The 24,984-nt window shown below is 31.9% G+C and carries 19 protein-coding genes, 1 tRNA gene, 1 pseudogene, 1 riboswitch and 1 other annotated feature; of the genes and pseudogenes, 13 read left to right on the forward strand and 8 right to left on the reverse strand.

The genetic code is table 11. From position 1 onward, the window contains the following. Positions 1 to 46 precede the first annotated feature (46 nt). Positions 47 to 121 (reverse strand) — tRNA-Gln (locus EBB51_RS05965). Between the two features lie 218 nt (positions 122 to 339). Continuing rightward, positions 340 to 585: a binding site (T-box leader), on the forward strand. A 146-nt stretch (positions 586 to 731) separates the two neighbouring features. Here EBB51_RS05965 and aspS point away from each other — a divergent pair. The 6 genes from aspS to EBB51_RS05995 all read left to right on the forward strand — a co-directional run bounded on the left by aspS (position 732) and on the right by EBB51_RS05995 (position 7,796). Beyond that, positions 732 to 2,015 carry an aspartate--tRNA(Asn) ligase gene (aspS, locus tag EBB51_RS05970; protein WP_123053626.1) on the forward strand — a complete coding sequence of 428 codons (1,284 nt, stop codon included), beginning with the start codon at positions 732 to 734 and terminating at the stop codon, positions 2,013 to 2,015. A 69-nt stretch (positions 2,016 to 2,084) separates the two neighbouring features. Then, positions 2,085 to 2,369, forward strand: coding sequence for an Asp-tRNA(Asn)/Glu-tRNA(Gln) amidotransferase subunit GatC (gatC, locus tag EBB51_RS05975; protein WP_123053627.1), 285 nt, complete (start codon positions 2,085 to 2,087; stop codon positions 2,367 to 2,369). Positions 2,370 to 2,391: 22 nt separating this feature from the next. Further along, a complete protein-coding gene (gatA, locus tag EBB51_RS05980; RefSeq protein WP_123053628.1) occupies positions 2,392 to 3,852 on the forward strand; it encodes an Asp-tRNA(Asn)/Glu-tRNA(Gln) amidotransferase subunit GatA in 1,461 nt (486 codons plus the stop codon). A gap of 38 nt (positions 3,853 to 3,890) precedes the next feature. Then, the gene (gatB, locus tag EBB51_RS05985; protein ID WP_123053629.1) at positions 3,891 to 5,327 is read left to right on the forward strand and encodes an Asp-tRNA(Asn)/Glu-tRNA(Gln) amidotransferase subunit GatB; all 1,437 of its coding nucleotides are present in this window, start codon (positions 3,891 to 3,893) and stop codon (positions 5,325 to 5,327) included. Positions 5,328 to 5,491: 164 nt separating this feature from the next. After that, on the forward strand, positions 5,492 to 6,538 hold the full coding sequence (locus tag EBB51_RS05990) for an XdhC family aldehyde oxidoreductase maturation factor (RefSeq protein ID WP_347560951.1): 1,047 nt from the start codon (positions 5,492 to 5,494) through the stop codon (positions 6,536 to 6,538). Positions 6,539 to 6,644: 106 nt separating this feature from the next. Then, positions 6,645 to 7,796, forward strand: coding sequence for a methyl-accepting chemotaxis protein (locus EBB51_RS05995; protein ID WP_123053631.1), 1,152 nt, complete (start codon positions 6,645 to 6,647; stop codon positions 7,794 to 7,796). Positions 7,797 to 7,874: 78 nt separating this feature from the next. On the opposite strand, the gene EBB51_RS06000 is transcribed toward EBB51_RS05995, so the two are convergent. The 4 genes from EBB51_RS06000 to EBB51_RS06015 all read right to left on the reverse strand — a co-directional run bounded on the left by EBB51_RS06000 (position 7,875) and on the right by EBB51_RS06015 (position 11,273). Beyond that, positions 7,875 to 8,603, reverse strand: coding sequence for a 4Fe-4S binding protein (locus EBB51_RS06000; RefSeq protein WP_123053632.1), 729 nt, complete (start codon positions 8,601 to 8,603; stop codon positions 7,875 to 7,877). Positions 8,604 to 8,695: 92 nt separating this feature from the next. Then, positions 8,696 to 10,207, reverse strand: coding sequence for an ATP-binding protein (locus EBB51_RS06005; RefSeq protein WP_123053633.1), 1,512 nt, complete (start codon positions 10,205 to 10,207; stop codon positions 8,696 to 8,698). Between the two features lie 4 nt (positions 10,208 to 10,211). Further along, positions 10,212 to 10,895, reverse strand: coding sequence for a response regulator transcription factor (locus tag EBB51_RS06010; RefSeq protein ID WP_123053634.1), 684 nt, complete (start codon positions 10,893 to 10,895; stop codon positions 10,212 to 10,214). Between the two features lie 156 nt (positions 10,896 to 11,051). Then, positions 11,052 to 11,273 (reverse strand): helix-turn-helix transcriptional regulator, encoded by a 222-nt coding sequence (locus EBB51_RS06015; protein ID WP_123053635.1) that lies wholly within the window; start codon positions 11,271 to 11,273, stop codon positions 11,052 to 11,054. A gap of 221 nt (positions 11,274 to 11,494) precedes the next feature. Here EBB51_RS06015 and EBB51_RS06020 point away from each other — a divergent pair, with 221 nt between their 5' ends. From EBB51_RS06020 to EBB51_RS06030, 3 genes are all read left to right on the forward strand, one after another. Further along, positions 11,495 to 12,484 carry a biotin--[acetyl-CoA-carboxylase] ligase gene (locus tag EBB51_RS06020; RefSeq protein ID WP_123053636.1) on the forward strand — a complete coding sequence of 330 codons (990 nt, stop codon included), beginning with the start codon at positions 11,495 to 11,497 and terminating at the stop codon, positions 12,482 to 12,484. A 74-nt stretch (positions 12,485 to 12,558) separates the two neighbouring features. Continuing rightward, entirely contained in the window at positions 12,559 to 13,722 is a 1,164-nt protein-coding gene (gene iadA, locus EBB51_RS06025; protein WP_123053637.1) for a beta-aspartyl-peptidase, read from the forward strand. A gap of 85 nt (positions 13,723 to 13,807) precedes the next feature. Further along, positions 13,808 to 15,544: a cell wall-binding repeat-containing protein gene (locus EBB51_RS06030; protein ID WP_123053638.1), complete on the forward strand. Its 1,737-nt coding sequence runs from the start codon at positions 13,808 to 13,810 to the stop codon at positions 15,542 to 15,544. A gap of 37 nt (positions 15,545 to 15,581) precedes the next feature. Here EBB51_RS06030 and EBB51_RS06035 read toward each other — a convergent pair whose 3' ends face one another. Together EBB51_RS06035 and EBB51_RS06040 are read right to left on the reverse strand one after the other, a co-directional pair. Continuing rightward, a complete protein-coding gene (locus tag EBB51_RS06035; protein ID WP_123053639.1) occupies positions 15,582 to 16,781 on the reverse strand; it encodes an FprA family A-type flavoprotein in 1,200 nt (399 codons plus the stop codon). Between the two features lie 64 nt (positions 16,782 to 16,845). Beyond that, positions 16,846 to 18,753, reverse strand: a complete 1,908-nt coding sequence (locus EBB51_RS06040) for an acyl-CoA dehydrogenase family protein (protein WP_123053640.1) — start codon at positions 18,751 to 18,753, stop codon at positions 16,846 to 16,848. 530 nt (positions 18,754 to 19,283) lie between these two features. On the opposite strand from EBB51_RS06040, the gene EBB51_RS06045 reads away from it, so the two are divergent. Continuing rightward, positions 19,284 to 19,742, forward strand: a complete 459-nt coding sequence (locus EBB51_RS06045) for a hypothetical protein (RefSeq protein WP_190285338.1) — start codon at positions 19,284 to 19,286, stop codon at positions 19,740 to 19,742. A 655-nt stretch (positions 19,743 to 20,397) separates the two neighbouring features. Here the strand turns inward: EBB51_RS06045 and EBB51_RS06055 are convergent. Further along, positions 20,398 to 20,563: pseudogene (locus EBB51_RS06055) on the reverse strand (DUF711 family protein); the annotation flags it as partial. Positions 20,564 to 20,740: 177 nt separating this feature from the next. After that, positions 20,741 to 20,834, reverse strand: a riboswitch (glycine riboswitch). A 384-nt stretch (positions 20,835 to 21,218) separates the two neighbouring features. Between EBB51_RS06055 and thrC the strand changes: the two are divergent. Genes thrC through EBB51_RS06070 form a run of 3 tightly spaced genes read left to right on the forward strand, consistent with a single transcriptional unit; the run spans position 21,219 to position 24,952 of the window. After that, positions 21,219 to 22,700: a threonine synthase gene (gene thrC / locus EBB51_RS06060; RefSeq protein ID WP_123053641.1), complete on the forward strand. Its 1,482-nt coding sequence runs from the start codon at positions 21,219 to 21,221 to the stop codon at positions 22,698 to 22,700. 8 nt (positions 22,701 to 22,708) lie between these two features. Continuing rightward, a complete protein-coding gene (gene thrB / locus EBB51_RS06065; protein ID WP_123053642.1) occupies positions 22,709 to 23,608 on the forward strand; it encodes a homoserine kinase in 900 nt (299 codons plus the stop codon). A 27-nt stretch (positions 23,609 to 23,635) separates the two neighbouring features. Next, a complete protein-coding gene (locus EBB51_RS06070) occupies positions 23,636 to 24,952 on the forward strand; it encodes an aspartate kinase (protein ID WP_123053643.1) in 1,317 nt (438 codons plus the stop codon). The last annotated feature ends 32 nt before the right edge of the window (positions 24,953 to 24,984 follow it).

Here is a 24,984-nt window from a genome sequence, read left to right on the forward strand (position 1 = left end):
GACAAATAAAAAAAATCCTGTGTTTTACAGGATTTTTAAATTCATATGGCTGGGATGGCAGGATTTGAACCTACGAATGATGGAGTCAAAGTCCATTGCCTTACCACTTGGCGACACCCCAATATCTTTAATACAGTTATTAATTTTATACATTTTAGACAAGGTTGTCAAGCACTTTTTTAAAATATTTGTATATTATTTGACATTATAATCCTAAGTGTAAAATAATGTCTAAAATTAAATGATTAAAAAATTTAAAATATTTTTAATAAAATTTTTAAAAATAGTATTGACTTTTGATTATATGCTAATTATAATGAACACATAGTTATTAATTTAAAAAAGGCGATGAAAGGGAGAGTAAATACAGTTAAGATTTATAGAGAGTTCGGAGAGGTGGAAGCCGAATATGATTATTGTATTGAAGAACGCCCTGAAGCAGCTAATCGAAATTTATTAGTAAAGAGTAGACTTAGACGTTTTCCAGACGTTAAAATGGATAGGTATTGATTTTTATCTGTACCAATATGAGTGAGCTTTTAAAGCTAATTTAGGGTGGTAACGCGGAATGTATCCGTCCCTGTACCAGAAAATGGTATAGGGACTTTTTTATATCTTAAATTATAGCTTTAAGGTTAATTTGGGTGGCACCACGGAATGTATCCGTCCCTATATCAGAAATGATATAGGGACGGTTTTTTTTATTAAAATATTTTAGGAGGTAAAATTAAATGGAAAGAATATATATAGAAGATATTAGAAAATCAAAAGTAGATCGAGTTTTATTAAGAGGATGGGTGCACAAAGTAAAAGAATTTAAAGATTTTGGATTTGTACAATTAAGAGACAAAACTGGAGTAATACAATTAGTAGTTGACAAAGATAGATTAAAAGGCTTAAGGCTAGAAATGAGCGTTGAGGTTACTGGAACTAAAGTTGAAAATACTAAGGCAATAGGTGGAGTTGAAGTTAAAGTTTATAGTATAGAGGTTCTCGGAAAAACTTATTATGATATGCTTCCAATTCCAGTTAATGAATATAAAAATTCAGCACATCTTGAAACAGAACTTGATTACAGATATATAAGCTTAAGAGCACCAAAAGTAAGGGCAACATTTAAAGTTCAAGAGGAGATAACAACAGCTTTTAGGGATTATCTAAAAGCAAATAAATTTTCAGAAATATATACTCCTAAAATAATAGCTTCTGGTACAGAAGGTGGTTCAGAGTTATTTACAGTAAATTATTTTGACAACAGAGCATTCCTTGCACAAAGTCCCCAATTTTATAAGCAAATGATGGTAGGTGCTGGATTTGAAAGAGTATTTGAAATAGGTCATGCTTATAGAGCTGAACTTCATAACACGTGGAGACATTTAAATGAGTATGTAAGTTTAGATGCAGAAATGGGATTTATAAAAGATGAAAATGACATAATGGACTTGGAAGAAGGATTTATAAACTACCTATTTGGACATCTTAAAAAGACTTGTCAAAAGGAACTTGAAATGTATGATGTAAATCTTCCAGAAAAAGTTGAAATACCAAGAATTCCTCTTGCAGAAGCACATAAAATTTTGCTTGATAAATATGGGAAAAGGTCTCCTGTAGGAAACATCGATGCTGAAGGTGAAGTTTTAATTTCAAAGTATGTAAAGGAAACTTATGATACCGATTTTGTATTTTTAACAGAGTACCCAATAGCTAAGAGACCTATGTATACAATGCCTGATGGCAAAGGAAATACTAGAAGTTTTGATTTGATTTATAAGGGACTTGAAATAACAACTGGCGGACAGAGAATTAATGATTACGAAATGTTAAAGGAAAATATAAAGAAATTTGGATTTAACCCTGATGACTACGGATTTTATCTTGAAAGTTTTAGATATGGAATGCCTCCACACGGTGGATTTGCTATAGGACTTGAGAGAATAACTATAAAAATATTAAACCTTCAAAATGTAAGAGAAGCTTCAACATTTCCTAGGGATATGAAGAGAATAGAACCTTAATTAAGGACATAAAGTATATATAAATTGGTAATTTACAATTAAACTTGATAAATGATTAGGAGGATAAGTATGGTAAGTGTAGATGAAGTTAAATATATAGCTAAATTGGCAAAGCTTAAATTTAAAGATGAAGAAGCAGAAAAGATGGCAAAAGAATTTGAAGCTATATTAGGATATTTTAAGACAATAGATAAATTTGACTTAAGCGGTGTAAATTTAAATAAGTACGATGACAGCTTAGAGTCAGTTGTAAGAGAAGATAAAAAAGAAGTATTTGAAGATAAAGAAAAATTATTTTCTAATATAAAGAGCAAAAGGGAAACTTATATCGAAGTTCCTAAAATCATTGAATAGTTATAAAAAGGAGGTTGCAGAAATGAAAATACAGTCTATGACGGCTTATGAAATAAAAAAAGGTATAGAAGAAAAAAGGTTTACTTCAGAAGAAATTGTTACAGAGCTTTTTAAGAAAATAAAAGAAGTAGATCCCAAAGTAAATGGATATATAAATTTGTGCGAAGAAAAAGCTCTTGCAAAAGCTAGAGAAATTGATAAAAGGATAAAGCTAGGAGAAAAGGTTGGGAAACTTGCAGGAGTTCCTATAGCTATAAAAGATAATATATGTACAGATGGCGTAAAAACTACATGTGCTTCTAAAATGTTAGAAGACTTTATTCCACCTTATGATGCAACTGTAATTAAAAAATTAAAAGCAGAAGATGCTGTTATAATAGGAAAGACGAATATGGATGAATTTGCAATGGGATCTTCTACAGAAAATTCAGCTTTTATGACTACCAAGAATCCATGGGATTTAAAAAGAGTCCCTGGTGGTTCTTCAGGTGGTTCAGCAGCAGTAGTTGCATCAGGAATTGCACCTTTAGCACTTGGATCAGATACTGGTGGCTCAATACGCCAGCCAGCATCATTTTGTGGAGTGGTTGGTTTAAAACCAACATATGGTTTGGTCTCAAGATTTGGTCTTATAGCTTTTGCATCATCACTTGATCAAATAGGACCTTTTGGAAAAACAGTAGAAGATTGTGCATTCACACTAAATGTAATATCTGGGTATGATCCAATGGACAGTACAAGTGCAAAAAAGTGCCCTAGTGTAGATTACTTAAACTGCTTAGATGGTGATGTAAAGGGTATGAAAATAGGAGTTCCAAAGGAGTTCTTTAAAAAGGGATTGAATTCTGAAATAGAAGCAGCAGTTAAAAATGTTGTATCAAAACTTAAAGGTATGGGTGCACAAGTTGAGGAAATATCACTTCCTATAACTGAAGAAGGACTTTCTTCATATTATATAATATCTTCAGCGGAGGCAAGTTCAAATCTAGCAAGATATGACGGCATAAGATATGGATATAGAAGCAAGAACTATGAGAGTGTAGATGAATTAATGGAAATGTCAAGAACAGAAAGTTTTGGCGCTGAAGTAAAGAGAAGAATTATGCTTGGAACTTATGCACTTTCATCTGGATACTATGATGCATATTATAACAGAGCACAAAAGCTTAGGAGAAAGATTGGGGAGCAGTTTAAAGAGACTTTTAAAAAATATGATTTGATTTTAAGCCCAACTTCTCCGGTACTTCCTTTCTTAAGTGGGGAAAAGAAAGATAACCCATTAGAAATGTATCTTGCGGATATATATACTGTAAATATAAACCTAGCAGGAGTGCCGGCAATTTCGCTGCCTTGTGCTTTTAGTAAAGATAATCTTCCAATAGGTATACAGATTATAGGCCCTCACTTTGGAGAAGGTAAAATATTTAAATTAGCATATGCGCTTGAGAAGGAATTGAAAATAGATACTTTGGCAATTAAATAGTTGATTACTTTACAAGTAAAAGGGAAGGAGAAATTAACATGAAGACTTATGAAACTATAATAGGATTGGAAATACATGCAGAATTAAATACAAATACGAAGATATTTTGTAATTGTTCTACAGAATTTGGAGCAGAGCCAAATGCTCACACATGCCCTGTATGTATGGGATTACCGGGTACTCTCCCAGTTTTGAATAAAGAAGTTGTAAAACTTGCCATAAAAGCAGGAAAGATTTTAGGCTGTAAAATAAATAAAGTAAACAAGATGGATAGGAAAAATTACTTTTATCCTGACCTTCCAAAGGCATATCAGATTTCCCAATATGATCTTCCAATATGCAGCGGTGGTTCATTAGAATTTGAATTGGATGGTGTTAAGAAGAAAGTTCGTTTAAATAGAATACATATTGAGGAAGATGCTGGTAAATTAGTCCACCTTGCAGATGAACCAGTATCACTTATAGACTATAACCGTGTAGGAGTACCTCTTGCGGAAATTGTTACTGAGCCTGATCTTAGATCTCCAAAGGAAGCAGTAGCTTTTATGAAGACACTTAGATCAATGCTTCAATATGGAGAAATTTCAGATTGTAAAATGGAACAAGGTTCTCTTAGATGTGATGCCAATATATCAATGAGGGAAGTTGGCAGTGATAAATTTAACTGCAAAGTTGAAATTAAAAATTTGAGCTCGTTTAGAGAACTTCAAAAAGCACTTGAAAAAGAAGAAAAACGTCAAAGAGAACTTTATAATTTTGGAGAAGAATTTAAAATAAAGCAGGAAACGAGAAGATGGGATGCAGGAAAAGGTAAGACTGTAGCTATGAGAAGCAAAGAAGATGCAAATGACTACAGATATTTTCCAGATCCTGACTTAGCACCTATAATAATAAAAGATGATCAAATAGAAGAAATAAAAAATACTATACCAGAACTTCCTAAAGATAAAAAGATAAGGTTTATGGAAAATTATAAATTAGGAGAAAAGGAAGCAAACATACTAATTGATGATAAGGCACTTGGAGAATTTTACGAAGATACAGTTAAATGTGGTGCAGATCCTAAGACAACTGCTAATTGGATTTTGGTAGATGTTTTAAGAATTCTAAAGGAAAAAGAAATGGATTCAAGCTTAATGAGTTTGAAACCAGAAAAATTATATAAACTCATTAAACTTGTTGAAAATGGAAAGATAAGTGCTACTGCAGCAAAAGAAGTATTTGATGATATGTTTGAAAGTGGTAAAGATCCAGAAGATATTGTAAAGGAAAAAGGACTTACTCAAATAAGTTCATCAGATGTTTTAGATGAAATAGTAGGGAAAGTTTTAGGCGAAAATCCTAAGTCAGTGGAAGACTATAAAAGTGGAAAAACCCAAGCAGCTGGATATTTGGTTGGACAGGTAATGAAAGCCAGCAAAGGAAAAGCAAATCCTAAGTTAGCAAGAGAACTTATAATTAAAAAACTTAAGTAATTAGGCAGGAGTATGGGTTATAGAGTAGATGAAAATACCTTTAAGTACTTCAGGAATATTAGGGACTTCAAAAAGAATATATTTTACATATGAGTTGTCTTGTAAAAAAGTCAAGTTTGAAGAAAAAAATAAATGATTTCAGAAATAGGAGGAAGTAACTTATAGTGGATATATATGACAGCATTTATAACCTTTTGAAAAATAAAGAAAGCTTTTGTTTAGCAACAATACTCTATAAGGAAGGGTCAGCGCCAAGAGAAGAAGGAACAAAGATGATCATAAAGAAGGATTTTTCAATTATAGGTACAATAGGAGGAGGGCTTTTTGAAGCCTCAACTATAAAATTGAGTAAAGATGTATTTGAAAAAAAGTGTTCCATTGTTAAATATTTTAATTTATCTAATAAAGACTCTTCTTTTTTAGGCATGGTGTGTGGAGGAAAGTTAAAAGTACTAGTTGAATATTTGGATGCAGAAAATGAAAAAATAATTGAAATGTATAAAAATATTTGGAATTTTAAAGAACAATCTATAGACTTTGTATTGATAACTAAAATAGGTCATACTGGAATAGAAAATTATGATAATGAAAAGTGGATTTGCACTGAAACAAGTTTTTATGGAAATGAAAATGATGAAATACAATTGATTTTGAAAAATGTAAGGGAAAATTTTAAAAATGTGAAAACAAGCGTTTTTAAATTAGGAGAAGATAAATATTTAGTTGAACCAGTATTAAATCATGAAACAGTATATATATTTGGAGCAGGACATGTATCACAAAAGTTAGCTCAATTAACAAAAATGGTTGAATTTAAAACTGTTGTTTTGGATGATCGAATAGAATTTGCAAATAAACAGAGATTTAAAAATGCAGATGAAGTTAAGGTTATACATGATTTTAATAATATCCTTAACTATATAAAGATAGATAAGCAAAGTTATATAGTGATAGTTACAAGAGGTCATGCTTTTGATAAAGAAGTTTTAAGTCAAGTACTTAGAACTAATGCAAAATATATAGGCATGATAGGAAGTAGAACTAAAACAAATTATGTATATAAAAAGCTTATGGATGAAGGATATACAAAAGAAGATTTAGCTAGAGTTCATGCACCTATAGGGCTTCAAATACATGCAGATACTCCTGAAGAAATAGCTATAAGTATAGTATCGGAACTTATTAAAGAGAGAAGAGAACCTAAAAAGTGACAGGCGTTCGAGTGATTTTATGTAAAATATTAAAATAAATTGTTAAATATAATAAAAATAGATACGATAATACGGATAAAAGGATAACAACTAAGGAGTTGATGGTATGATTTCTGTAAAAGCGATAGATACAATAAAAGAATTAGCAGAAAGACAAGTTGATATGGTGCCGGGAGGAGGATTTTTTGGAATTGCTGAGGGTGATACACTTACGTGGGTTGCATCATCTAAAAATATTGGTATTAAATTATTTTACGAAGGGCAAAAGTTGGATAAGAATAGTACAACAGTTACTTCCCAGCGTGAAAATAAAACTCTTACACAAAAAATTCCGCGTTCTGCTTATGGAGTTAGACTTACAGTATCGGTTATTCCAATTATTGACGAGAAAGGTAATGCTGCAGCAGCTTTTTCAATGGCGTTTCCAAGAGAACATTCCATTGTAAAATCATTTCAAGATTTTGCACCAGTTCTTTCACAGATGTTTCCAGAAGGAGTTTTTATGGTTGTAACGGATTTAGAGAAGGTAATTCGTATCCAGGGTTCGAAACAATTTAATATAGCTAATATGAAAATTGGTGAAAAAATTTCAGATACATCTATTTTAAGAAAAGTAATAAATACAAAAGAGCCAGCTTCACAAGAATTTGATGCTTCTAAGTATGGAGTTCCAGTTAGAGTAGAATGCAATCCATTGTTTGAGGATGATAATAAAAATGAGATTGTTGGAACTTTTCAAATTATAATACCAAGTAAACTTTCAGTTGATCTGCGCGAAATGGCAATTGATCTATCACAGGGAATTGGAGGAATATCTTCTGCAATTCAAGAACTTGCAGCATCTGCGTCAGAAATACATTTAAATGAACAGAAGTTAAATAACGAGATAAAACAGGTTATAGGATTATCAGAGGAGATAAACGAAGTATCATCATTTATAAAGGATATTGCTGATGAAACAAAAATGCTTGGATTAAATGCTGCCATTGAAGCAGCAAGAGCAGGAGAAGCAGGAAGAGGATTTGGAGTTGTTGCAGAAGAAATAAGGAACTTATCCGATCAATCTAAGAGTACGGTTCCTAAAATAAAAAAGCTTACAGATACCATTAAGTTAAGAATAGATGAATCAAGTAAAAAAAGTCAAAATTCACTGTCATCAAGTCAAGAACAAGCAGCTGCTACTGAAGAAGTTACTGCAAGTGTTGAAGAAATAACAAAAATGGCAGATGAATTAACAGAAATTGCGAAAAGGTTATAATTTAAGAAACTTAGTTTACACTCCAGGATATATATCCCGGAGTGTAGGTTAAGTTGCAAACTAGAAAACCTACAATTATTATAGTAAGGTACCATCAGTTCCAAGTATCACTTCCTTATAAGGAACTATAGTTTTTGAATCAAGCATTGCAGTTTTTACAGCATTTACGATTCCTCCACAGCAAGGTACCTCCATTCTAACTACAGTTATACTCTTAATATTATTTTTTAATAGTATTTCTGTTATTTTTTCTTTATAGTAGTCTGCATCATCTAATTTAGGACAACCTATTACTGTTATATGTCCCTTTATAAAATCCTGGTGGAAGTTAGCATATGCATATGCAGTACAATCTGCTGCTACTAACAAGTCAGCATTTTCAAAATAAGGAGCATTGACATTTACAAGCTTTAACTGAACAGGCCACTGCATAAGCTCTGATTGTATTTTACAATTTTCTTCTTTTTTAACACTTGGAACATTATTTATAGTAGGTTTTCTTACTATTTTTTTAGCTGCAGTTCCAGGACAGCCGCATGGCAAGCTTTCTTTAGATTCTAATTCACTTTTTTCTGCACGCTTTTTCTTAACTAACTCTTCATCATAAGGGCTGCTTTCCCTTTCTATTATAGATATAGCTCCTGCTGGACACTCTGGAAGACAATCACCTAGTCCATCACAGTATTCATCTGAAATTAAATGTGCCTTTCCATCTTCTAGTTTAATTGCTCCTTCATGACAGGCATCTACACATAATCCACAGCCACTGCATTTTTCTCTATCTATACTAACGATTTTCCTTTTCATAATTTTCTCCTCCTAATCATTTAGGTTATCTTATGAGTTAATTATAATAAAATAATGGTTATAAATCTGTAACGTAAGTTACGAATATTAAATTATTTTAAATTTGAATCTTTATTTGTGAAGTAAAATTTTACTCCTAGTTCAGTATTTTTAACACCAAAATTTAATTTATGGAGGAGCAGTATATTTCCTGCTATTGCAAGTCCTAGACCAGTACCGCCTAATTTTCTATTACCGGATTTATCAAGTCTATAAAATCTATCCCATATTTTATTTAATTGCTCTTCAGGTATCGGAGCACTGCTATTTTCTATAGAAAATACAAAATATGAACTGTAATTTTTAAGGTGTACATTTATAACTCCATTTTCACTTGTATATCTAATTGCATTTGTTAAGAAGTTATTTACTACTTGCTGTATTTTGTTCCAATCTGCATTTATTTTAGTATCTTTATCGAGTTCTGAATTTAGTTTTATGTTTTTTTGATTTATTAAAGTTGAAAATTTATTTAATATATCGTTAACCATGTGATCAAGATAAAAGTTTTCCTTATTTAATGTCAATTTACCGGATTCCAATTGTGATAGATGAAGCATATCGTACACTAGGTTTCCCATGATTTTTGATTCATCGATTATTACATCTAAATAATAGTCACGTTCTTTTGAATCATTGAATACACCATCTTTAATGGCCTCAGCATATCCTTCTATAAGGCTTATTGGAGTTTTTAATTCGTGAGATGCTGCAGCAACAAATTCTTTTCTCATCTTTTCAAGCTGCCTTTCTTTCTCTATGTCTTTTTCCAATTTTATATTTGCCTCTTTTAAAGAGTTAAGAGATTTACACAAATTTTCCGATAAAAAGTTTAAAGTATTTGACAAATTACCTATCTCATCTTCCCTTTGTATATTAGATTTTTGAGAAAAATCTAATCCAGCCATTTTTAAAGCAGATTTATTTAAAATCAAAAGCGGCTTAGTAATGGTATGTGAATAAAATAGTGAAAGTATTAAAATTAAAAATACGGCAGATGCTAAAAAGTATAGGTAAAATTCTTTTATTACAGCAGAAGCTTCATCAACAGGTTGAAGTGAAGAAATAGCAAACAATATTTCTCCTTTTTTCTCATCGAGGTCTACACTTACTATATCCTTTATAGGGCTTTTAGGATTTCCAGATACAAAAGTCAAAGGTTTATTATTTTTAATCATTTCATTTAAGGTTATAGAGTCGATATTTAAGTTTTTAATTGCAATATTTATCGCACGAATTCTATTTGCATCTAATTTCTCGTTATTAGATCTTACTATAAATTTTAATTTTCCATATCGGTCCAGTATTGCTAACTTGATGTTTCCGGATTCTTCAATACTTGTCATAAGGTCTTTTACTTTATCGGGATCGTATGTTTTATCGTAATTTGATTTAAACTTTATTACCGTTTGCTGAAGATCACTTTTCTTCTTATCCATATAGAATTTACCAAAAAATAGAGATTGAACAGCTGTTGTGCAGCTTATAAATATTGCAAATACCAAAAAAGTAGTTGTGAATAACTCCAGAGTTACACTCTTTTTTACTTTTGCTAATATATTCATATAATCAATCCAATCTTTTTAGTGTAAATTTATAACCAGAACCTCTTACAGTAGCTATAAGATAAGCTTTTTCAGCTAATTTTTCTCTTAAACGCTTTATATGAGTATCTACTGTCCTTAAATCTCCTTCATAATCGATACCCCAAATTGTATTTAAGATTCTTTCTCTACTTAAAACTATATCCTTATTTTTTATAAAATAACTTAAAAGTTCAAATTCCTTTGGGGATAAATATATTTCTTCTCCATCTATCTTTACTTCATGCGATTGTTCATTTATGTATAATCCATCATAACCATTTTTGTCACTATTTGGCCCCGCTCCATATACTCTACTTATCAATGCATTTACTTTTGCCACTAATATTTTAGGACTAAATGGCTTAGTTATATAATTATCTATGCCAAGTTCAAAACCTAAAAGTTGATCTTCATCTTCAGCTTTTGCAGTTAACATTATTATAGGAATATTTGAAAATTTTCTAACCTTCTTGCAAGTATTCCAGCCATCCATTACAGGCATCATTACATCTAATATTAAAAGTTGGACAGAGTTATCTTTTAGTATTTTTAAAGCATTTTGTCCATTATCTGCTTCGAGTACATTAAAACCTTCTTTTTTCAAGTATATTTTTATGAGTGTTCTCATTCTTTCCTCATCGTCTACAATCAGTATTGTTTCATTCATAAAATTACCCTCTTTATTTATTCAAATTTAATTTTTTCCCCATATACCTAAACTTATAGCTATTTGTAAGGTTCAGCGTATTAATGTATAAAAATTAAGAAACCACAGAATTAAAACTGCAGTTTCTAACTATATATTAATAATGTACTTATTAGTTTAAGCACTTAATATAAGATCATCTACTTTACATCTTAGTACTTCTGCAAGAACAACTATTTTGTTGAGACTTGGGTTCCTTTTATCTCCTCTCTCTAGTTCTTCTAAATAGGATTTAGAAATTGAAGTTTCATATTTTGGACTTTTCGTGAGATTTTGAATATCAAGAGTCGTATACCCGAGACTTAATCTCATATCACGAATTTTCCTACCATTTAACATACGAAAACCCCCTAACAACTATTAAGTTTTTAAACAATTTAATGCAAAAACTAAAATTTAAAATTGTTGAACTCTTATTTATAATTATTATAATGCTTTTTATATTATTTATAAACAACTAAAAATTATTTTAACACTTTTTTTACTATTATATAATTTGATAACCCTATTTTATGACTCTATAGTATAATATACTTACATGGATTAGGAGTGATAGATTTATGAAAGATACAATACTTCGTCTTTTAAAAGAAAATAAAGATGATTTTATATCAGGACAGGTAATAAGTGAAAAACTTGGGGTTACACGTACAGCAGTATGGAAATACATAAACATGTTAAAATGTGAAGGCTATGAAATTGAATCCGTATCAAAAAGGGGATATAAGCTTAAAGTATCACCTGATATACTTAATCAAGAGGAAATAAGTCCGAGATTAAATACTAAATTTATAGGAAGAAATATAAAATATTTTGAAAGCATAGATTCTACTAATACTAAGGCAAAAGAATTAGCTTTGAAAAATGCATGTGAAGGTACTGTAGTTATGAGCGAAGAACAGACAATGGGTAGAGGAAGACTTGGAAGGACATGGATTTCTCCTAAATACAAGGGAATATTTATGTCTATAATTTTGAGACCAGAAGTTGATCCACTTGATGTACCTAAAATAACTCAAATAGGTGCAGCAGCAGTTTTACTTGCGTTTAAGGCTTTAAAAATAGATGTGAATATAAAATGGCCCAATGACATAATATTAAATAATAAAAAGTTATGCGGAATTTTAACTGAAATGAGCGGTGAATTAAATAAAGTAAATTATGTGGTAATTGGAATAGGTATAAATGCAAATATTTCCCTAGAAGAATTTCCAGAGGACATTCGTGATAAAGCAACTTCTGTGTTAAGGGAAACTAACAAAAATGTTGTTAGAAAAGATTTGGCAAGCAGTATATTAAATAATTTTGAAGAGATGTATCAGAATTTTGTAAATAGCGGAGATATAAGTAGAGTAATAGATATATGCAGAAAGAATTCAATACTCATAGGTAAAGATGTAAGAATAATAAACCCTAGATATGAAAGGCTTGGAAAAGTATTGAATTTGGATGACAGCGGAGAATTAATTGTTCAAATGGAAGGTGGAAATATAGAAAAAGTTGTATCTGGTGAGGTTTCAGTGAGGGGATTAAATGGTTATGTCTCTTAATTTAAGAATAAAAAAATATATTTTTGCAAAAACTATAGAGAATTAGTAAACTTATTTAAAAAGAGGCGATAACTTTGATTTTAATAAAGGATATAGAAGTTTATTCTCCAAAATGTATAGGAAAAAAAGATATACTTGTATCGTTTGATAAAATAGCATACATTTCTGATAATATTGCTATTCCAGATAAAGATTTTCCAGAGGTTAAAGTCATAAATGGTGATGGATTAATTGCAGCACCTGGAATAATAGATCTACATGTTCATGCAGCTGGCGGTGGTGGAGAAGGTGGATTTAAAACAAGGACTCCAGAACTTACGCTTACAAACCTAACCTTAAGTGGAGTAACTACATGTGTTGGATTACTTGGTACAGATGGCAGCACAAGAAGTATGGGAAATTTAATTGCAAAACTTAGGGCACTTGAAGAAGAGGGGATAACTACATACTCATGGACAGGATGTTATGAGGTGCCAACTAGGACTATTACAGATAGTGCCAGAAGTGACATCATTTTTATGGATAAAATAATAGGAGTTGGTGAAATTGCAGTATCTGATCATAGAGGGAGTAATCCATCGTGTGATGATTTGATACATCTTGCAAGTGAATGCAGAGTAGGGGGAATGCTTTCAGGAAAATGCGGTATATTACACATGCATTTGGGAGATGGTAAAAGAGGACTTGAGCCAATATTTGATGTTATAAAGAATTCAGATGTACCTTATGAAAATTTACTTCCAACCCATATAAACAGAAATAACTTGGTTTATAAACAGTCAATAGAATACGCAAAAGCAGGAGGATATGTAGATATAACTACTGGGATAAAACCTGAAGGTGATACTGCAGTATATGCTGCAGAAGTTTATGAGACATTGTTAAAAGAAAAAATTTCGCCTTATCATATAACTATGAGTTCGGATGCAGGCGGCAGTATGCCTATATTTGATGAAAATAATAGATTAGTATCTTTAAAAACCGAACTTCCAAGTACTGATATGGAGACAATAAGGATGTGTATATCACATGGAATTTCAATGGAAGAAGCCTTAATACCTTTGACCTCTTCACCAGCAAAGCTGCTTAAACTAAAAGGCAAGGGAAATATTAAAGAAAATTATGATGCTGATATATTATTACTTGATAAAAATTTAAGCATACATACTGTGATATCAAAAGGTAAAATAATGGTTGATAATTATAAGGCTGTAATACGTGGAAGTTTTGAAAATTGAGTAATATATTGACTTTTTTAAGATAACTGTTATATTATGCATATATAAAATACAAAAAATTCATTAGAAAGAAAGCAGGATTAATATGACAAAGAGGAGTTTAAAGATATTGGCATTAATTGTATTCATACTTTCAATGAGTCCTCTTGGAAAAGTTTTTGCAGCTGATAAGTATTATAATACGGTAAGAATATATGGACAAGATAGGTATGAAACATCTTTTAATATAGCTAAAAACTTTGAAGACAAGACTTTTGACAATATAATATTAGCAAGTGGTAACAATTTTCCTGATGCATTAGCTGGCAGTGTACTCTCGAAAAAATTAAATGCACCTATATTGCTTGTAGACAATATTGATTTTGACAATAATAAATATGCACAAAATTATATTTGCAATCATTTAAATAAGAATGGGAATATATACTCGTTAGGAGGAGAAGCATCTATAAGTTCAAGTTATTTAGAACAATTTAAAAAGCTTGGAAATTATAATTTCGTAAGGTTGGGAGGAAATAATAGATTTGATACTAATATAGCAATAGTAAATGAGCTTAAAGTTAAAACTGGAACCCCCGTTGTAATTGTAAGTGGACAAGATTTTCCCGATGCACTTAGTATATCTAGTATAGCAGCTTCAAAGGGATATCCAATATTTATGAGTGATTCAAATACCCTACCTAATAAAATATCTCAAGAATTGTCCGTTATAAAACCATCAAAGGTATATATGATAGGCGGCAGCGGATCACTTTCAGAGAATGTTAAAAGTCAAATTTTAAATGCTGTTAAAGACTTGAATTCAAATAACGTGATAAGGATACAAGGAAGAGATAGATATGAAACGTCCGTGAATATATGCAAGTATTTTAATTTGAATTCAAATTATATAGTGCTTGTTAGCGGCAGCAATTTTCCTGACGCATTATCTGGAAGTGCCTTAGCTGCTAAATTGAATTCCCCTATAATTTTAGTTGATGACAACAACATACAAAATCAAAAGGAATATATAGATTCTTCTAATTATAATAGAGTTATAATACTTGGAGGTAATGCATCTGTAAATTCAAGTATTGAAGACAGCTTTTATGGAGAAAAATTAACTGTTGGCGGCGAATTTGATAAGGATGATAATAGCAAAATAGTTGATTACAAAATTGGAGATGTAATTGGAGATGGTTCTCAAGGAAATATAATACTTACAAATGATAAATATAATGTAAGTAAACTCATCATTCAAGATGAAAAGACTGGAAATATAATATCAAAAAAAGTATATAATGATTACTTTCCTGCAAGTGGAAAAATTGAATTAGCTGATGTAAGTGGAGATAAAGTTAAAGATATAATCGTAACTATGGAGTATGGCGGAAGTGCACATATGCAAGCTTGTGATATAGAAAGTTTTAAAGATGGAAATTTAACTCTTTTAGGAACAAATATGAATGGGACAGCCTATTTCCCTATGAAAGAAGAAGATTTAACATTTTCGCTTCAAGATGAAAATGTACTAAGTATATATTCTAATATATCTAAAAAAAGTTATGAGGTAGATTTAGGTAAAGATAAATATATACAAAGTGCAAATGATTCAGGTAAAAAGATATACCCTTATATAGGACACGGGCCAAGATTTTTAAATCAGGATATAGATGGTGATGGTTCAAATGAAATAGGAGTATACCAAGATATATCTGGAGAAAATCATGATGATATCATAGCTAGTTTTATAACATATTATAAATACCAAAAAAATAATAAGTGGAAACCGGTAGATTGCAGCATCTACAGCAATTACCCAATAGCACAAGTTCAAAAATAAAGTAGGGAGATACTTAGTGTACCTCCCATTTATAAACCTACTTCATTGATTCTATAATATTGTCCGCAATGGCATCTATTGAATCCTTAGAATCTTCTTTCATAGATGAGCTTATTGTCATGCTGCTATCTAAGATAGTCATTTCTTTCATACCATCTAAGAGTTCACGCATTAATTTAGCAGATTGAGGAGCCCATGTGCCATTTTCTATAAGAGTAAAAGTTCTTTTCTGAAGATTTAATGCTTTCATATCCATTAGATAGTTGAGCATTGGTGGATAGATTTTCAAGTTATAGGTTACAGAAGCAAGAACTATATGACTATACTTGAATGTCTCAGAAATTAAATAGGAGACATGAGTTTTTGAAACATCATACATAACCACATTAGTCATTCCTTTTTCAACTAGCCTTGTTGCTAAAATGCTGGCGGCAGCTTCTGTATTGCCATACATTGATGCATAAACTATCATTACACCTTTTTCCTCGGGTTCATAACGGCTCCATTTGTCGTATTTATCTAAAAAGTATCCAATATCATTACGCCATACCGGTCCATGTAGTGGGCAAATAAACTTAATGTCAAGTGCAGATGCCTTTTTCAAAAGACTTTGAACCTGAGGACCATACTTGCCTACAATATTTGTATAATATCTTCTAGCATCGTCAATCCAGTCGCGGTCAAAGTTTACCTCGTCATTAAATAACTTACCGTCTAAGGCACCGAAAGAACCGAAGGCATCAGCTGAAAATAGTACGCCGTTAGTAGTGTCATATGTTACCATAGCTTCTGGCCAGTGTACCATTGGAGCAGCTACAAATGCAACTTTATGTTTTCCAAATGACATAGTATCTCCTTCTTTGACTTCTGTTACTTTGTCATCGATAGGAAAACCAAATTGATGCATGAACATAGACGCTTTTTTAGTGCATAAAATTTTTATGTTTGGGTAGCGAAGAATAATTTCTTCAATGCAAGCTGCATGATCTGGTTCAACATGGTTGAGTACCATATAATCTAAAGGTTTGCCACCAAGAACAGCTTGAATATTCTCAATGAACTGACGGCAAATTGACCAGTCTACCGTATCAAAAAGTACTGTTTTTTTATCTAAAAGTACATAAGAATTGTAGGAAACACCCCTTGGAATAGGGTGAATATTTTCAAATAGGGCAAGACGATGATCATTGCCACCAACCCAATAAAGATCTTCAGTTATTTTTCTAACACAATACATATATTAATACTCCTTTACATTAAAAAATTATTTACTAGTATTTACTATAAATTATAAACCATAATCAAATTTCTATAAACATGTTTTTTTCTTCGCCGCAAGCAGGGCAGGTCCATTCATTAGGTATATTTTCAAAAAGTGTACCCGGAGCTATTTCACCTTCAGGATCACCAGAACCAGGATCATATTCATAACCACATCCATTGCAGACATAATGTTTCCAAGTTGGAACGACTTTCTTTGGAACAGCTCTCTTCATCTTCTTCATTGGAGGAGCTTCTTTCTTTGGTTCCCCATTATCTAAAGCAGCAGTGAGCAGTGGTAAAATTTCTTTTAGGTCACCGACGATACCATAATCTGCATTTTTGAAAATTTTTGCATTAGGATTGATATTTATAGCGACAATTGTAGCAGCGTCTTTTATACCTTTCAAATGCTGACCTGCACCTGAAATTCCACAGGCTATATAAAGATTTCCATTAAATTTTTGACCAGACATACCAACATAACGATTAAGTGGTACATACTTAAGAGTTTCAGCTACTGGACGCGAAGAACCTATAGCTGCGCCAGCTTGAACTGCCAAATCTTTTATAAGCTTCATATTTTCTTTTTCACCTATGCCCATGCCTACGCTGACTACTCTTTCAGCCTTACTGATAGGAGTATCTAAAGGTATTCCTACTGTGAAATCATAGCCATCTTTTTTAAGAGCTTCCACAAGAGAGGTAACTTTTTCCTCAGGACTTCCTTTCTTGAAAATCACTTTTTTACGATAACCTGCTGCAGGTTGATTTTGAGGAACTTTACCTGTGTGTTCGTTTTTTGGTGTTTTGCCTATGATGTGGGAAGCTATAACAACACGTTGAATTTCATTAGTTCCCTCATATATTGTGCAAATTTTAGCATCTCTATATGCACGCTCAACTTCCATGCCCTTAAGATAACCACTTCCGCCAAATATCTGAAGAGCATCATTGACAATCTCAAGACAAACGTCAGAAGTATATTGTTTTGCCATGGCAGCTTCCATACTGTAAGGCTCATGATTTCCTTTTAGTTCTGCTGCACTGTAAACAAGAAATCTAGCTGCTCTAAGCTTTGTAGCCATATCTGCCAGCTTGAATGAGATGACTTGCTGTCTGCATATAGGTTTGCCAAACTGAATTCTCTCTTTTGAATATTCAAGTGCATGTTCATAAGCACCTTGTGCAATGCCAAGAGCTTGAGCTGCAATACCAATACGACCGCCATCTAATGTAGACATGGCAATCTTAAAACCTTCACCTTCTTTACCTAAGAGATTTTCCTTAGGAACTTTCACATCATTGAAAATTAGCTCTGAAGTAGCAGAAGAACGAATACCCATCTTGTCATAATGTTTACCGAAACTAAAGCCTTCCCAGCCTTTTTCCACAATAAAAGCACTTATGCCGTGAGTACCAGTATTTGGTGTAGTAACTGCAAAAATAACGTAAGTATCAGCTTCTCCTCCATTGGTGATAAAGATCTTTTCCCCGTTTAAAATATAATAATCGCCGTCTAAAACAGCAGTGGTTTCTGTACCGCCAGCATCACTGCCGGCATTTTCTTCAGTAAGACCAAATGCACCAAGCTTTTCTCCTCTTGCTAGTGGAACCAAATATTTCTTTTTCTGCTCATCTGTGCCGTAAGCAGCAATTGGATATGTCCCCAAAGATGTGTGAGCAGAGAGAATTACACCTGTGCCGCCATCTACTCTTGATAATTCCTCAACAGCAATTGCATAACTTAATACATCTAATCCTGCACCGCCATATTCCTTTGAATATGGTATTCCCATCATACCTATATCAGCTAACTTATGGATTACTTCTGAAGGAAACTTATTTTCTTGATCTAACATAAATGCAATAGGTTTAACTTCATCTTCAGCAAATCCTCTGATTTTTGATCTCAAATCTTCATATTGTTTTGTAGTTTTAAAAAACATAAAGGCACCTCCCATAAATGTATACCTAAATTGTATAGTTACATTGTATATCTAAATGGTATACATTTCAATATATAATTTCTATTATTTTGCGAAAAATAAAAAAATAGGATATTAAAAACAGAGGACAGTGAAGGTTGATTTTTTGCTAACGCAAAAAAATCTTTAAATTTATATAAGTTAGCAATGTTTCGCTTTAGCAAAACGAGTTATCAAAAATTCAAATTAAAGATTTTTCGCAGTATAGCGGAGAAAAATCCTCCTTCTCTGTCAATTGTCCTCTGTCCTCTGTCCTCTAAAAAAATATTGCATTGCAATATTTTTATATTACGAATTACAGTACTTGCAATAAGGTAGTGATAGAGGCAATTGTTAAATGAGGAAGTCTATAAAATTTATTTGTAATAAGTTGTTAACAATATTGACACCTTAATGAAACAATTGTTGGATAATATAATAAGTAATGTGCTGCAGCAGAAATAATGAAATTTATAATATAACCATTAAGGTAGAAGTGGAGATAAACTATAATGAAAATTAAAGGTAAGAAAGTATTAAAAAAATCAAAAAAGTCTTCTTTTTCAAAATTTTTAACTATTGCTGCTTTAGTTGTAGCAATACTTGGAATAGCATCATTAGCTAATAATATTTACTTATTTACAAAGACTGTAAATCAATATGTAGCTCAAGGATATCCTGCAAGTGTTGTTGTTAAACAGCTTCTTTTAGCACAATTGCTTCCAGGAGTATGTGAACCAATTGCTGTATATGGAGGAATTGCAGTTGTTTTATTAGCTGTGAAAATAATCAATCAAAAAGTCTTAAAATGTTTAGAATTATTAACTCCAGCTGAAGTTAGTGATAATATTAATGCTGAGACTAAGGAAGATAGCGAAAGTTTTGCAGAAAGTGATACGAAACAAAATCCTGTTAGCATTGATATTGATAATGAAGAAAAAGATAAGCAATTACAAGCTAGTAAAGCTTAATTAAAATAAATAGATTTTTATAGTTTTAAACTTGGTTTACACTCCGGGGTATGCTGCCAAACTTCAGCACGATAAATACTTTTAATCATTCTAAGGCTCAATATTTTGAAAATCTAATAAACATTGATAAGCTCGCACCTCAGACAATATCAATGTTTATAGATTTTCTAAAATACTTCGCCAAGAATTATAAAAAAAGTTTTTACAGTGTCAAAGGCTGTATATATTTCCCAGAGCGTAAGTTAGGCTGCAATCTAGAAACCCCATATGACGAATTACCAATATATTAAAAGGACTTGGAAATATCATGTTAGAGGCATTAATTATGCATCTTATTAAGATATATAATTGTAATGAAATTTATTTAAGTCTTTATGAAGACAATAAGTGAGCTCTGCATTTATATCAAAAGTTTGGATTTCAGTTTAATGGGGAGTTAGATATCAATGGGGAAAAAGTAATGGCAAAGGTATTGTAAATGCTACTTTATTTCATTCCATTCTAGATTTTAAAGCTTCAGCCGCGGAAATTCTATTTATCTTTCGTCTTTAGTTCCTAAGTAATCCTTAAATTTGGATATTTTATCATCTAAATTGCTTTTATCACTATTAAATCTTACAGCATAAAAACTATTGCCTTTATTTAGAGTGTTAAAATCAGTTTCTCCGATTCCATGAAATGCACCGGTCATAAATGGATTATCTTCTACTGCATTAGCAAATACTACAAGCTTGGCACAGCCTATGCTGTCTGCATCTTTTGTGAAATAAGCAGTTCTTTTTATTATTCTACCCATGTCTCTTAACAGCATCCATTTTTAGTGTTTCCATTATGTTATTAAAATTAATCATTGGTTCTAACTCCTTATAATTATAATTTTGTACATTAAAAAATATTATCATGGATCAGTAATATGACAAAAATAAAAGAGACTAAAGTTAAACTTAGTCCCTGGAAAGCAAGATTTTCAAAGCAAAAAATAGATAGCTATTTTCTGCCTAAAATCCCCTGTCATTTTACCTGAGAGCTTCACCAAAATATTTTTTGGTTTTCCCCTTCGGTGCTCAATTGAGTCTCTCCAGAGGTTCGTCCAATAACGGTTTAATAAAATTATTCCGCTAAATTCATCCAATCCGTATTAAATTGTTTAATAAAATCCTAACATAAACATTAATTTAAGTCAATTTTCATATTTTGTTTATTTTTGTAATGAAACCATTTTCAACTAGAAAGTTTCTACAAAAATCTTGCATTTTGAACTGTATTTAAAACTTTAAATATTTTTAGCTTTTAAAAAATTATTAACTTGCTAAAAAAAATTGCAAAACAGCTTAATGTTAACGTTTAGACTTTATAATTAGAATTTTTGTATATATATAAAATACATTTGACTTTTATACAAAAACATTATAAAGTATTACTCAATACACTATTTAAAAAGTAAATGACATTAACTGTAAAAGGGAGGCTAATAAGTTGTTATATAGAAGTACTAGGGGAAAGGGAAAAGCTGTGGAAGCATCTTCAGCAATAATTAGAGGTATAGCTGAAGATGGAGGATTATATGTGCCAGAGCAATTTCCAAAAATCACAAAATCTTTTAGAGAGCTGGGAAATATGACCTATAAGGAACTTGCATTTTATATTATTAAAAAGTATTTTGATGATTTTAGTGATGCTGAACTTAAAGAATGTATAGACAAAGCTTATGATGAAAAGTTTGAAAATTCTTATATAGCGCCATTAACCTATAAGGCAGGAGCATATTTTTTAGAGCTTTATCATGGAAAGACATTAGCTTTTAAGGATATGGCATTAAGTATACTTCCGCATCTTTTAAAAACATCAGCAGATAAAGCAGGCATAACGAAAGAAATAGTTATACTTACAGCTACATCAGGAGATACCGGAAAGGCTGCATTAGAAGGCTTTAACAGTGTTGATAAAACAAAAATTGTAGTTTTTTATCCAAAGGATGGAGTAAGTGAAATTCAAAAGAGACAAATGACTACACAGGAAGGAAAAAATACCTTTGTAGTTGGTATAGATGGCAATTTCGATGATGCACAAAATGGAGTTAAGGAGATATTTGGTGATAAGGCCTTTAATGAATTATTAAATAAAAATAATTATATGCTTTCTTCGGCAAACTCCATAAACATAGGAAGATTAGTGCCTCAGGTGGTCTATTATGTTTATTCATATGCAAGTCTTTTAAAGAATAAAAAAATACAGGAAGGAGAGAGCATAAATGTAGTTGTACCAACAGGAAACTTTGGCAACATATTGGCGGCTTTTTATGCTAAGAAAATGGGAGTACCACTTGGGAAATTGATTTGTGCATCTAACGAAAATAAGGTGCTTACAGATTTCATAAATACGGGGATTTATGATAGAAGAAGGGAATTTTTCGTAACAAACTCTCCTTCTATGGATATTTTAATATCCAGCAATTTAGAAAGATTCTTATATGAAATAAGCGGCAGAGACGGGGAGTTTATAAATAATCTCATGAATAGACTTAAAGAAGAAGGAAGGTATGAGATAACTGAAGAAATGAAGGAAAAGTTAAAGATACTATATGGAGACTTTGCTGACGAAAAGGAAACTCTTGCAGCAATTAAAAAGGTCTACGAAACTTCTAAATATATCATAGATACACATACTGCAGTAGCTTATGAGGTTTATGAAAAGTATAAGAAAAATACATATGATGATAGTACTACTGTAATAGCATCTACAGCAAGTCCATTTAAGTTCCCAAGGAGTATAAACGAGGCTTTAAATTTTGCAGACAGCAGTGCTGCGGATTTTGATATGGTACAAGTCCTATCTAAGAAGATGAACTTGAAAATACCTAGAGGAATAGAGGGGTTAGAGAAAAAAGAAATTCGTCATAAAGTAACCTGTAAAAGGGGTGAGATGAGAAAAGTAATTAAAAATTTTTTAGGGGTGTAGGTGATATTATGGTAGAAGTTAGAGTGCCAGCAACAAGTGCTAATATGGGACCGGGATTCGATTGTCTTGGCATAGCACTTAATATGTATAACAGATTTTACATGGAGGAAATCAAAGAAGGGCTTGTTTTCGAAGGCTGTGAAGATAAATTTAAAAATGAAGATAACTTAGTATATGTGGCAGCGAAAAGATGCTTTGAAAAGATAGGCTACAAGCCTACTGGCTTAAGAATAAAAATAGAGGGTGATATACCTGTATGTAGAGGTCTTGGAAGCAGTGCAGCCTGTGTAATAGGGGGAGTTGTTGGTGCTAATGAATTAGCTGGGAGGGTTTTAAATAATCAAGAACTTTTAGATTTAGCAGTTAAGGTAGAGGGGCATCCAGATAATATAAACCCAGCATTTTGTGGAGGAATGACTGTCTCTATATCTGAAGATAATAAGGTTTTTTATAATAATATAAGAGTAAAAGAGGGTATTAAGTTTTGTGCACTTGTACCAGATTTTACATTGTCTACAGAAAAATCAAGAGCGGTTTTACCTAAAAGTATAAATTATAAGGATGGCATTTTTAATGTAGGAAGAACTGCACTTTTGATATCATCACTAAATAACGGGAATTTTAATTTAATTAAATATGCTTGTAAAGACAAGCTGCATGAGGATTACAGAGCACAGCTTATAGAAAATTTTTATTCTATAAAAGAAGAGTGCCAAAGACTTAATTGCTTAGGCGTATTTCTAAGTGGAGCAGGTCCAACAATCATGGTCATACTTGAAGAAGAAGATAAGGAGTTTTGCAAAAATATTCAAAGCTTTTTAGAAAATTTACAAAGTAAGTGGAAAGCTAGAGAACTTAACATAGACAAAGAGGGTACTGTGCTAAATAATTTAAAGCAGATAATCTAAGTACAACTAATTATTAGGGGGCTAAAAATGAATAATCTAATCGCAGCTAAATTTGGAGGAAGCTCGCTTGCTGATAGCGAGCAGTTTAGAAAAGTAAAAAGCATAATTTTAGAAGATAAAAAAAGAAGATATGTTGTGCCTTCGGCGCCAGGTAAAAGGTTTAGTAAAGACTACAAAATTACTGATCTTTTATACTTATGCCATGCTCATGCTCAAAATAATATATCCTTTGATGATGTTTTCAAGCACATAGAGGATAGATATACTGGTCTTGCAAGGGAACTTAAAATTAGGATAGATATAAAAAAGTACCTTGATGAAATAAAAAAGAAAATTGAAGATGGGGCTTCTGCAGACTATACAGCCAGTCGTGGAGAATATTTAAACGGATTAATCCTTGCTGACTATTTAAATTATGAATTTGTAGATGCAGCAGAAATTATACGTTTTAAAAATTATGGAAAGATAGATTTTGAAGCTACACAAAAAGCTGTAGATGAAAGAATGGCAGAGGTGGAAAGGGCAGTTATACCAGGCTTTTATGGGGCAATGCCTGATGGAACTATAAAGACTTTTTCAAGAGGAGGCTCTGATGTAACTGGAGCAATAGTTGCAAGGTGTCTAGGTGCAGAACTTTATGAGAACTGGACAGATGTTTCAGGCTTTTTAATGGCAGATCCAAATATTGTGGAAGATGCAAAGCCAATAGAAGTGGTAACTTATAAAGAGCTTAGGGAACTTTCTTATATGGGGGCAAAGGTACTGCACGAGGAAAGCATATTTCCAATTAGAGATGCATGTATTCCTATAAATATAAAGAATGTCAATAGACCGCAGGACAAGGGAACTCTAATTGTGGATGATAACAAGCCTATAAGCTACAGTGGAACTATCACTGGTATAGCAGGCAAAAAAGGCTTCACGGTTATAGCTGTACAAAAAATGCTTATGAACTCAGAACAAGGATTCTGTAGGAAACTCCTTTCTATATTGGAGAGCAATGGAGTTTCCTTTGAAAATATGCCTTCTGGCATAGATTCTGTTTCCTTGGTTATAGAGGATATACAGTTCGGAGATAAGTTGGATAACATACTTGAGGAAATCAAGAGACAGTGTAATCCAGATTCCTTGGAGGTTTATCCTAACATGGCGCTTATAGCCACTGTGGGTAGAGGGATGGATAGAACTAAGGGAATATCATCTAAGTTATTTGGAGGTCTCGCAGAGGGAGACGTAAATATTAGAATGATCAATCAGGGATCAAGTGAAATAAATATAACTGTCGGTGTAGAAAATGAGGATTTTGAAAAAGCACTGAGGAGCATATATAAAGCATTCGCATAGTTTGGTAGCTTATGGCTAGAAAGAGGGGGCAA

The sequence above is a fragment of the Clostridium sp. JN-1 genome (genome assembly GCF_003718715.1).
GTDB lineage: Bacteria > Bacillota > Clostridia > Clostridiales > Clostridiaceae > Clostridium_AV.